General features: G+C 63.1%; 11 protein-coding genes. 5 read left to right on the forward strand and 6 right to left on the reverse strand.

Going from position 1 to position 10,142, the window contains the following annotated elements:
- Positions 1–63: 63 nt before the first annotated feature.
- From AB7F49_RS25010 to AB7F49_RS25030, 5 genes are all read left to right on the forward strand, one after another.
- Positions 64–591: a hypothetical protein gene (locus tag AB7F49_RS25010; protein ID WP_428527432.1), complete on the forward strand. Its 528-nt coding sequence runs from the start codon at positions 64–66 to the stop codon at positions 589–591.
- Positions 592–764: 173 nt separating this feature from the next.
- Entirely contained in the window at positions 765–1,934 is a 1,170-nt protein-coding gene (locus tag AB7F49_RS25015) for a patatin-like phospholipase family protein (protein ID WP_428527433.1), read from the forward strand.
- A 34-nt stretch (positions 1,935–1,968) separates the two neighbouring features.
- Positions 1,969–2,721, forward strand: a complete 753-nt coding sequence (locus tag AB7F49_RS25020; RefSeq protein ID WP_428527435.1) for an acetoacetate decarboxylase — start codon at positions 1,969–1,971, stop codon at positions 2,719–2,721.
- 14 nt (positions 2,722–2,735) lie between these two features.
- Positions 2,736–3,518 (forward strand): 3-hydroxybutyrate dehydrogenase, encoded by a 783-nt coding sequence (locus tag AB7F49_RS25025; RefSeq protein ID WP_428527437.1) that lies wholly within the window; start codon positions 2,736–2,738, stop codon positions 3,516–3,518.
- An 86-nt stretch (positions 3,519–3,604) separates the two neighbouring features.
- Entirely contained in the window at positions 3,605–3,934 is a 330-nt protein-coding gene (locus AB7F49_RS25030) for a hypothetical protein (RefSeq protein ID WP_428527439.1), read from the forward strand.
- 21 nt (positions 3,935–3,955) lie between these two features.
- Here the strand turns inward: AB7F49_RS25030 and AB7F49_RS25035 are convergent, their stop codons facing one another.
- From AB7F49_RS25035 to livM, 6 genes are all read right to left on the reverse strand, one after another.
- On the reverse strand, positions 3,956–5,086 hold the full coding sequence (locus AB7F49_RS25035) for an ATP-dependent DNA helicase (protein ID WP_428527440.1): 1,131 nt from the start codon (positions 5,084–5,086) through the stop codon (positions 3,956–3,958).
- Positions 5,087–5,293: 207 nt separating this feature from the next.
- Positions 5,294–6,442, reverse strand: a complete 1,149-nt coding sequence (locus tag AB7F49_RS25040; protein WP_428527442.1) for a branched-chain amino acid ABC transporter substrate-binding protein — start codon at positions 6,440–6,442, stop codon at positions 5,294–5,296.
- A 90-nt stretch (positions 6,443–6,532) separates the two neighbouring features.
- Positions 6,533–6,913 (reverse strand): DUF6867 family protein, encoded by a 381-nt coding sequence (locus tag AB7F49_RS25045; RefSeq protein WP_428527448.1) that lies wholly within the window; start codon positions 6,911–6,913, stop codon positions 6,533–6,535.
- Between the two features lie 18 nt (positions 6,914–6,931).
- A complete protein-coding gene (locus AB7F49_RS25050; protein ID WP_428527444.1) occupies positions 6,932–7,684 on the reverse strand; it encodes an ABC transporter ATP-binding protein in 753 nt (250 codons plus the stop codon).
- Positions 7,685–7,895: 211 nt separating this feature from the next.
- Positions 7,896–8,801 carry an ABC transporter ATP-binding protein gene (locus AB7F49_RS25055; protein WP_428527446.1) on the reverse strand — a complete coding sequence of 302 codons (906 nt, stop codon included), beginning with the start codon at positions 8,799–8,801 and terminating at the stop codon, positions 7,896–7,898.
- A complete protein-coding gene (gene livM / locus AB7F49_RS25060; RefSeq protein WP_428527450.1) occupies positions 8,798–10,126 on the reverse strand; it encodes a high-affinity branched-chain amino acid ABC transporter permease LivM in 1,329 nt (442 codons plus the stop codon). Before livM ends, AB7F49_RS25055 begins: the two co-directional genes overlap by 4 nt.
- Positions 10,127–10,142 lie beyond the last annotated feature (16 nt).

The raw sequence follows: 10,142 nt of genomic DNA on the forward strand, positions 1-10,142 counted from the left end.
GTGCGTGTCATGTGACCGGGATCGCAGGCGTCGTGGGAAGTCCGCGCAAGAAGGGAGCAGACAATGTCCATCACCCGAAAGCAGGAAGTCCGCGCGCTCGATACCGAGGAGCGCGAACTGGTCGAGAAATCGCATCATCCGGCGCTTCAGGAATTGTCCGATCAGGAGCTGTCCCAGCTGGTGAAGCTGGTGCGCGAGCGGCGCGACCGGGCGAAGACGCAGGCCAACCAGCGGCGTCGCGAGATCCGCGGCAAGGCGGCGCCAAAGGGGGCGACCCCATCGACATCGGATGATGGCTCGAAGACCAAGCTCGCGGTGCTTGCGATGGCGGTGCGCCGTCTCAACAGCGAGGTCGAACGCCGGCGGCGGATGACGGCGGCCGTTGCCCAGGTTGATACTGCCAGAAAGGCGCTGGCCATGAAGCGCGCCAGCGAACAGGATGGCAGCGAAGCCGCCTTCAACAGTCGGCAGGCGCATCACGGCATGCGCAACATCGTCAGCCGGAAGCGCCAGAAGCTGGTCCAGCCGATGGAGCGCGGGCGTCTGCGCAAGGCGGCCGCGGTCGCGCAGGCGAGGCGGGATTCACGTTGAATTGCACGATTTTCGTGCAGTCCCGTTGAAGCGATCAAGCAGCGCCGCACCGGTGTTCGCCTGACATCACAGCGTCACGACGGTGGCTCTTAAACCAATCGTTGATCACCGGTCGCCTATGGTGCCGTTCATCATCGGCGACCGCCCCAACATCCAGTCCCAGACCAGCAGGCATGGCTGACCAGAAGATCGAGCCCGTCAGCGGGCGGCCCCCCTTCCAGCGCATTGCCCTGCTGCTTCAGGGTGGCGGCGCGCTGGGGTCCTATCAGGCCGGCGTCTATCAGGCCTTGGCCGAGGCCAACCTCCATCCTGACTGCGTTGCAGGCATTTCCATCGGTGCGATCAACGCCGCGCTGATCGCCGGCAACCCGCCGGAGCGGCGGGTGAAAGCGCTGCGTACGTTCTGGGAAACGGTCACGGAGACGCCGCCGGGCGTGCTGCCGCTATTCGCGCCGCTGCTGGGTTTGATGGCGAACGGAAACGATCTCATGCACCGCGCGGTCAACCGCACCTATGCGTTCAGCAACCTGCTGGGCGGGGCGCCGGGCTTCTTCGCGCCGCGTGACCTGCCGTTCTACCTGATGTCCAGCCGGCACCCCGAAACCGAAAGCTTTTACGACGTCAGCCCGCTGCGAAAGACGCTTCTGTCGCTGGTCGATTTCGACCGGATCGGTTCGAAATCGATCCGGCTGTGCGTGGGCGCGGTCAATGTCAAGTCCGGCAACATGCGCTATTTCGACTCCGACCTTTCGGACATCACGGTCGACCACGTGATGGCCAGCGGTTCTCTGCCTCCCGGCTTTCCGGCCACCAAGGTCGACGGCGAGTATTACTGGGATGGCGGGCTGCTCTCCAACACGCCGCTTGACTGGGTTCTCGGAACGCGGCCGCGTATGGATACGCTGGCATTTCAGGTCGATCTCTGGAACGCCAGAGGAGAATTGCCACAGGACCTGATCGGCCTCGACCTTCGCCAGAAAGAGATCCGATATTCCAGCCGCACGCGTGCCAACACCGATCAGTTCAAGAAGATGCAGAGGCTCAGGCGGGCTGCACAACGGCTGATCAACATGGTTCCGGATCAGGATATTCTGGAGCGCGATCCGGAACTGGCATTGCTGCGCAGCGAGGCTGACGCAACGGTCTACAACATCGTCCACCTGATCTATCGCGCCAAGCGATACGAGGGCAGCGCCAAGGATTTCCTGTTTTCCCGCGGCATGATGGAGGAGCACTGGACGGCGGGCTACGAAGACACCGCGCGAACCCTGAGCCGTCCGGAAGTCCTGCAGCGCCCGTCCTCCGAGGATGGCGTCGCCACCTTCGATGAGATCGAGCCCTGATGTTCCCCGAAAACCTGGAGCCGCGAGCCCTCCCATGAAAATTGCCGATGTGCGGGCGAACGCCTTCGCGATGCCGCTCAACGATCCGGCCTATCCGCGGCCGCCATACAAGTTCTACAACCGCGAATTCGTGGTCATCACCTACCGGACCGATCCGGACAAGCTCCGTGCGGTTGTCCCGGAGCCGCTGGAAGTGGTTGGAGACACCGTCGCATACGAATTCATCCGCATGCCGGATTCGACCGGCTTCGGTGACTATACCGAGACCGGGCAGGTGATCCCGGTGCGCTTCAGGACGCCGTCAGGCGAGGTGCAGGAAGGCAGCTACGTCCACGCCATGTATCTCGACGACAATTCGCCGATCGCCGGCGGGCGCGAGATCTGGGGCTTTCCGAAGAAGCTGGCGACGCCCAGGCTGTCGCACGAGCAGGAAACGCTGGTCGGCACGCTGCACTATGGTTCGGTGCTCTGCGTGACCGCGACCATGGGTTACAAGCATCGCGAACTGCCGCTCGAACCGTTCGCAAAGTCGATGGCGAAGCCCGCTTTCATGATCAAGATCATCCCGCATGTCGATTGCACGCCGCGCATCTGTGAGCTGGTGCGCTATTACATGGAGGACGTGACGCTCAAGGGCGCGTGGTCGGGGCCCGCGGCGCTGCAATTGTTCGATCATGCGATGTGCGACGTGAACCGCCTGCCGGTGCGCGAGGTGGTGTCCGCAACGCATTATGTCGCCGATCTCACGCTCGGCCTCGGCGAGGTCGTGTTCGATTATCTGAAATAGGAAAGGCTATTGCGATGGCTCGTTTCGATAACAGGGTGGCGATGGTGACCGGTGCGGCAAGCGGCATCGGCAAGGAGATCGCGTTGCGGCTTGCCGCCGAGGGTGGCATTCCCGTCATCGCCGATCTCAATCTCGATGCGGCGCAGGCGACGGCGAACGAGATCAAATCGAAGGGCGGCGACGCCTTCGCGGTCGCGATGAACGTGACCGACGAGGCCCAGGTCGAGAAGGGCGTTGCCGATACCATGGCCAGATACGGCAGGATCGACATCCTGGTCAGCAATGCCGGCATCCAGATCGTGAAGCCGCTGGTCGAATTTCCGTATGCCGACTGGAAGAAGCTGCTGTCGATCCATCTCGACGGCGCGTTCCTGACCACCAAAGCCTGCCTCAAGCCCATGTATGCCGCGAATTACGGCCGCGTGATCTATATGGGCTCGGTGCATTCCAAGGAGGCGTCCAAGCTGAAGGCGCCGTATGTCACCGCCAAGCACGGGCTGATCGGTCTTGCCAAGGTGCTGGCCAAGGAAGGCGCCGAATACAACGTCACCGCCAATGTGGTCTGCCCGGGATTCGTGCGCACTCCGCTGGTGGAAAAGCAGATCCCAGAACAGGCGCAGCAGTTCGGCATCACCGAGGAGCAGGTGGTCAAGACCATCATGCTCAAGGACACCGTCGACGGCGAATTCACCACGACCGATGACGTCGCCGATGCGGTTCTTTTCTTCGCCGCGGCCAAGAGCAACGTGATGACCGGTCAGTCGCTGGTGGTCAGCCACGGCTGGTTCATGCAATAGGCAATCTGGCGATCCGGTTTGACAAAGCGCAAGGTTGGCGCGCTACCATTCTGTCATGCGGGGACGAAGCCACCAGCCCGCTCCGCATGACCAGACCGATCACCGACAAGGCCGAAGTCGCCCTCGAATATCCCGACAAGCTCTACATGGGAAGCTTCGAACGCTCTTCGCAATTTGAGGCCCGTCTCGATCAGACCGGCATCAGTCTGACGCTGCTGCGTCCGGGTCCGGAGGATGTGCGCAAGTCCGTGCACATGCATCTGAATTTCGGGCTGTTTGCCGATGTCCTGCGCGAACTTGCAACGTCGGCGTCCCGCTTGCCGGACGATGACATCCTGCATCGCGAGTTGGTGGCGCACGCGGCGCGCGATCTGGCCGCAGCGCTCCTCTCGAAACCGACGAAGACGAAACGCTGAGCCGAGAGGTCGCCCGCAGACCTAAGTCACCACGATGGTCAGCTTCTTCGCCGCCCGGGTGATGCCGGTATAGAGCCAGCGCGCGCGGCTGTCCGGGAACGCGAAGCTCTCGTCGAACAGCACCACGTCGTCCCATTGCGATCCTTGCGCCTTGTGCACGGTCAGCACATAGCCGTAATCGAACTCGTCGTATTTCTTGCGCTGCGGCCAGTCGAAATCCTCGATGCCGCCGAGAAAGCATTCGCGCCGCACCGAGACTTTGACGCCCTTCACGCCAAGGGCCGCGCCCGACAGGTCGGAATCGGGCACGATTCGCATGGTGACGATGCCGCCGGACTTGCCCGTGGCGCGTTCCTTCACCGTCCATAGCCCGCCGTTGAACAGCGCCTTCTTGCGGTTGTTGCGCAGGCACACGAGCTTGTCGCCCGCGACCGGAAGTCCTTCCTCGCGCCCGAGTCGCTCGCGCAGCCGCGTATTGTAGGCACGCCGCGTATTGTTGCGGCCGACCAGGATCTGGTCGGCTTCCTGCACGCGGTCCGGATCGAAATCGCCGCGCAGCACCACCTCGCTGTCGCCGTACCGGCCGGGCTCCAGCCGCTCGCCTTCGCGCACCAGCATCGACAGCCGCACGATCGGATCGTTCTTGGCCTGGCGGTGCACTTCGGTGAGCATCGCGTCGGGCTCCGCCTCGGTGAAGAAGCCGGCGCCCTGGATCGGCGGAAGCTGCGCGGGGTCGCCCAGTACCAGCAGCGGAATGCCGAAGGAGAGGAGATCGCGGCCGAGTTCGGCATCGACCATCGAGCATTCGTCGATCACGATCAGCTTGGCCTTGGACGCCGGTGCCTCGTCCCACAATTCGAAATTCGGCGCCTCTTCGCCGCTCTCGCGCGCCTTGTAGATCAGCGAATGGATGGTGCTTGCGCCGCCGCAGCCCTTCGCGCGCATCACCAGCGCCGCCTTGCCGGTGAAGGCGGCATAGGAGACCCGTCCGTCGACGCTCTCGGCAAGGTGCCGGGCCAGCGTGGTCTTGCCGGTGCCGGCATAGCCGAAGAGGCGAAACAATTGCGGCGTGGAGCCTTTACCGGGCTTGGCCTTCAGCCAGTCGGCGACGGCGCGAAGCGCGGCATCCTGTTGCGGGGAGAAATCAGGCATGGGGAGGGTGTAGAGTGATTTGCGGCGATGTTGAAGCGCGCAAACGTCACCACATACCCCGCTCATTCCCGCGAAAGCGGGAATCCAGATTTGAAACTCTGGATTTGCGCTCTTGCACTGGGTCCCCGCCTGCGCGGGGACGAGCGGAAAATGGAAAGGCCCGCGCTTTTGGCGCGGGCCAGATTTTGATTCGCGGTGGCGAGAGCCTTACGAACCCTGCATGTTCGCCGGCAGTTCCTCATAGGTGATCTTGCCGTCGGCGCCCTTCTTCCAGACATACACGACATAGTCCGGCCGCGTGATGTCGCCCTTCTTGTCGAAGGACAATTCGCCGATCACGGTGTTGAACTTGCGGCCCGACTTGATCATGTCGGCGACCTTCTTCGGGTCGAGCGACTTCGCCGCATCGGCCGCCTGCTTGATCACCTCCACGGCCGCGTAGCTGTAGAGCGTGTAGGCTTCCGGCTCGAACTTCTTGGCACGGAATTTTTCGATCACCGCCTTCGCTTCCGGACGCTTGCGCGGGTCCGGCGCGAAGGTCATGAGCGTGCCTTCGACGCCGGGACCGCCGATCGAGGCGAATTCGTCGGATGTGATGCCGTCGGCTCCGAACAGCACTGCCTTCACGCCCTGGTCGCGCATCTGGCGCACCAGCAGGCCGCCTTCGGTATGAAGGCCGCCCCAATAGACCATGTCGGCGCCCGATGCCTTGATCTTGGACACCAGCGCGGCGAAGTCCTTGTCGCCGATATTGATACCCTCATAGAGCACTTCCTTGATGCCGCCCTTGTTCATGGCCTTGCGGGTTTCATCGGCGAGGCCCTGACCATAGGTGGTTTTGTCATGAACGATGGCGATCTTCTTGCCCTTCATGTGCTTGAGGATATAGGCCGCCGCCACCGCGCCCTGCTGGTCGTCGCGGCCGCAGGTGCGGAACACGTTCCACATGCCGCGCTCGGTCACGCGCGGATTGGTCGATGCCGGCGTGATCGAGACGATGCCGTTTTCCTGATAGACTTCGGATGAAGGCATGGTGACGCCGGAATTGAAGTGGCCAACCACGAACTTGACGCCTTCGGACGAGAACTTGTTGGCGATCGACACGCCCTGCTTGGGGTCGCCGACATCGTCGCCGACTGCGGTGGTGATTTTCTGGCCCTGAATGCCGCCGGCCGCGTTGATGTCTTCGACCGCCTGTTCGAAGCCGTTCTTCAATTGCGCGCCGAAGGCGGCGTTGGACCCGGTGATCGGTCCGGCGACGCCGAACTTGATCTGGGCGTTGGCGTGACCCGTCAGCGCCACGGCAAGTCCGAGCGCTACCGTGAGCGCTGAGCCGAGCGCGGTGATCCGTTTCATTCGAAACTCCCTGGTGAAAAACTTGGCGGGTTCAGCCGGACCGGCCCGGCCCCGCCGCGTGTTCGATTTAACGACAAAGCGGGCAAAAGGTCAGCCGGATTCCGAGGCTGCGGCGTTTGGCGCCGGCCTTTTTTTTGCCCAGTTGAGCATTCCGGCGCGGGAATAAACCCAGCCATATTGTTCAGCCATCTGCCGTGCCCGGGTCATGCGGTATCCCCAGAACCCGAACATCAGGCAGAATGCGGTATCCACCAAGTAGTAATGCAGGGTGAGGAGATGGCCCTCGAACAGCGCCATGTGGAAAAACCGGACCACGCCGCCGAGCACGAGCATATAGGCGGCGACCTGCCACCAAGGCCGCCAGGTCAGGGCAATGGCCCGGCCAGCCAGGAACGCGGCGCCGCCTCCCAGGATGATGGTGACCAGCAGGAAGACGAAGAATGAATCTTCTTCGTAAAACAGATGCGCAATGAAGTTGAGCATGGCCGTCTATCCCGCTTCGCGCCGGCCGCCCTCAAGATAGGCAGCGCGAATATCGGGCCTGTCGAGCAGTTCCTGTCCGGTTCCCGACATGGTGATCTCGCCGTTCACCATCACATAGCCGCGGTGGGCGAGGCGCAGCGCGTGAAAGGCGTTCTGCTCGACCAGCAACACGGTGAGGCCGGTGCGTTCGTTCAGATCGGCGATGATGTCGAAAATCTGCTTTACCACCAGTGGAGCAAGGCCAAGCGAAGGCTCATCGAGCAGGAGCAGGCGCGGACGCGACATCAGCGCGCGCGCGATCGCAAGCATCTGCTGCTCCCCGCCGGAGAGCGTGCCGCCGCGCTGGTTGATTCGTTCCCTGATGCGCGGAAACAGTTTGAAAACGCGTTCGAGGTCTTCGTCGAAATGCACATCGCCGAGGACCGCGGCGCCCATCTGCAGATTTTCCATAACCGTCATGCGCGAGAAGATGCGCCGGCCCTCAGGCGACTGCGCGATGTCCATGCGCGCGATCTCGTGCGTCGGCAGATGCGTGATGTCGCGGCCCTCGAAAAGGATCTGGCCTTCGCTCGCCCGCGGATTGCCGAAAATCGTCATCATCAGCGTGGACTTGCCGGCGCCGTTGGCGCCGATCAATGTCACGATCTCGCCGGCGTGGACGTCGAGATCGACGCCACGCAGCGCGACGATGTTGCCGTACATCGTGGTGACCCCGCGGATGGCGAGGAGGGGGGTGGCGGCGGATGCGGGTGCGGTCATGGCGCGCAGCTTCCTTTACCCTCCCCCTTGTGGGGAGGGTCGCCTGCCGAGCGAAGCGAGGCAGGCGGGGTGGGGGTAGCGGTTTGGCATTCAGGTGCCGCTGCGATCCGATCGCAACCACCCCCACCCCGATCTCCTTCGCTGTGCTCAGTCGATCGACCCTCCCCACAAGGGGGAGGGTAAAGGCTCAGGCTGTGGTGAGACGATACATTCACAGCCCCACCTCGGTCGCGACCTGCTCCACCTCTTCCTGCTCGACGCCGAGATAGGCCGCGATCACATTGGGATCGTTCTTCACCTCGTCGCAGGTTCCGTCGGAAATCTTCTCGCCGTAATCCAGCACGATCACGTGGTCGGAAATCTGCATTACTACCGACATGTCGTGCTCGATCAGCAGCACCGCGGTCTTGTGCCGGTCGCGGATCGACATCAGGAGCTCCGACAATTCCGCGCTCTCGCGCGGATTGAGGCCCGCGGCGGGTTCGTCGAGGCACAGCAGCACCGGATCGGTGCACATCGCGCGTGCGATTTCGAGACGGCGCTGGTCGCCATAGGGCAGGTCGCCGGCCGGATCGTCGGCGCGGTCGATCAGGTTGATGGTCTCGAGCCAGTGTGTGGCCGTGTCGATCGCGGCACGCTGCGCTTTACGGAACAGCGGGAGCCCGAAAATGCCGAAGATCGAATAGCCCGATGCGCGCATCAGCGGATTGTGCTGCGCGACCAGAAGATTTTCCAGCACTGTCATGCCGCGAAACAGCCGGATATTCTGGAAGGTGCGAGCTACCCGCGCGTGCCGGGCCACCGCGTGATCGGGCATCCGCTCCAGCAGGAAAAGCCCGCTGTCGCGGCGTACGCGGCTTTGCTGCGAGCCGGCCGTCAATTGGTCGAGCCGCTGCCACATTGACGGATCGCCGTATTGAAGCGCGATGCGGCCCTCGGTCGGCTGATAGAAGCCGGTAATGCAATTGAAGACGGTGGTCTTGCCGGCCCCGTTCGGTCCGATCAGAGCCGTGATCTCGCCGTGGCGCGCATTGAAGGACAGGTCGTGCACCGCGACCAGCCCACCGAACCGCATGGTGAGATGTTCGACGCGGAGCACATCATGCGCAGCGCTCATCCGCGGCCTTCCTTCACGAATTTCGCAGCGATGGTCTTTTTCTCATGCAGGAAGGCAGTGGGCTCGCGCGTGGAAATGAGACCGCGCGGTTTCCAGATCATGATCAGCACCATGCCGAGACCGAACAGCAGCATGCGGTACTGGGTCGGGTCAAACTGGCTGCCGAAGACGCTCTTCAGGAAGTCGAGTTCCCGCAAATATTCGGTGCCGCCGATCATGACAATGGCGGCGATCGCGACCCCGACCTGGCTGCCCATGCCGCCGAGCACGACGATTGCAAGAATCATCGCCGATTCGATGAATGTGAAGCTCTCCGGCGAGATGAAGCCCTGGCGCGCGGCGAAGAACGAGCCGGCAAAGCCGCCGAACATGGCGCCGGTGGCGAAGGCGGAAAGCTTGGTCTTGGTGGTGTCGATGCCGAGCGCGCGGCAGGCGATCTCGTCCTCCCGCAAGGCCTCCCATGCGCGCCCGAGCGGCAGCCGCCGCAGCCGCGTCGTCACGAAGGCGGTCAGCAGCACCAGGCACAGCACGACATAATAGAGAAAGATGGTCCGGTAGACCGGTGAGAATTCGAGCCCGAAGACCGCGGCGAAGCCGTCGTCGTTGGCGTTGAACGGAATGCCGAAAAAGGTCGGACGCGGGATCGAGGAGATGCCGGCATAGCCCGAGGTGAGGTCGACCCAGTTGATCAGGACGAGGCGGATGATTTCGCCGAAGGCGAGCGTAACGATCGCCAGATAGTCGCCGCGCAGCCGCAGCACCGGAAAGCCAAGCAGGATGCCCCAGAAGGCCGAGAGGATTCCGGCGAGCGGCAGCAGGACCCAGAACGAGAACCCGAAGGTCTTGGCCAGCAGCGCATAGGAATAGGCGCCGACCGCGTAGAAGGCGACATATCCGAGATCCAGCAGCCCCGCGAGCCCGACCACGATGTTCAGACCGAGGCCGAGCATGACGTAGATCAGGATCTGGATGCCGAAATTGTCGACCCACTTCACCGAGCCCTGCAGGCCGCCGAGCCCGACCACGATCACGGGAAACAGGAAGGCGAAGCCGAGCGCGAACGGGATCGCCACTTTCGCGAACTTTGCGCGCCGTTCGGCCGCGCGCAGGCTCGCACCGTCGGTGCGCGTCGCGGCGCGCCGCGCGACGAGCGGATGCACCACGAGCGACATCAGCAGGCTGATGGCGATCACGACCGCGACCATCACCGCAAGCAGCAGGGGCCGCGGATTGAGGATCAGCTCGTTGCACCATTTCACCGGCCGGCCGGTCTTGCGCGCAGCGTAAAGAATCGCGCCATATTCGGGGTAGGTCTGCGCCTTCATGCCGAAGCCTCCGCCG

The sequence above is a fragment of the Pseudorhodoplanes sp. genome (assembly GCF_050250235.1).
GTDB lineage: Bacteria > Pseudomonadota > Alphaproteobacteria > Rhizobiales > Xanthobacteraceae > Pseudorhodoplanes.

What these genes read in the sequence shown, in the direction of transcription:
- AB7F49_RS25010 (WP_428527432.1), top strand. Translation starts at nt 64, where the DNA reads ATGTCCATCACCCGAAAGCAGGAAGTCCGCGCGCTCGATACCGAGGAG.
- AB7F49_RS25015 (WP_428527433.1), top strand. Translation starts at nt 765, where the DNA reads ATGGCTGACCAGAAGATCGAGCCCGTCAGCGGGCGGCCCCCCTTCCAG.
- AB7F49_RS25020 (WP_428527435.1), top strand. Translation starts at nt 1,969, where the DNA reads ATGAAAATTGCCGATGTGCGGGCGAACGCCTTCGCGATGCCGCTCAAC.
- AB7F49_RS25025 (WP_428527437.1), top strand. Translation starts at nt 2,736, where the DNA reads ATGGCTCGTTTCGATAACAGGGTGGCGATGGTGACCGGTGCGGCAAGC.
- AB7F49_RS25030 (WP_428527439.1), top strand. Translation starts at nt 3,605, where the DNA reads ATGACCAGACCGATCACCGACAAGGCCGAAGTCGCCCTCGAATATCCC.
- AB7F49_RS25035 (WP_428527440.1), bottom strand. Translation starts at nt 5,086, where the DNA reads ATGCCTGATTTCTCCCCGCAACAGGATGCCGCGCTTCGCGCCGTCGCC.
- AB7F49_RS25040 (WP_428527442.1), bottom strand. Translation starts at nt 6,442, where the DNA reads ATGAAACGGATCACCGCGCTCGGCTCAGCGCTCACGGTAGCGCTCGGA.
- AB7F49_RS25050 (WP_428527444.1), bottom strand. Translation starts at nt 7,684, where the DNA reads ATGACCGCACCCGCATCCGCCGCCACCCCCCTCCTCGCCATCCGCGGG.
- AB7F49_RS25055 (WP_428527446.1), bottom strand. Translation starts at nt 8,801, where the DNA reads ATGAGCGCTGCGCATGATGTGCTCCGCGTCGAACATCTCACCATGCGG.
- livM (WP_428527450.1), bottom strand. Translation starts at nt 10,126, where the DNA reads ATGAAGGCGCAGACCTACCCCGAATATGGCGCGATTCTTTACGCTGCG.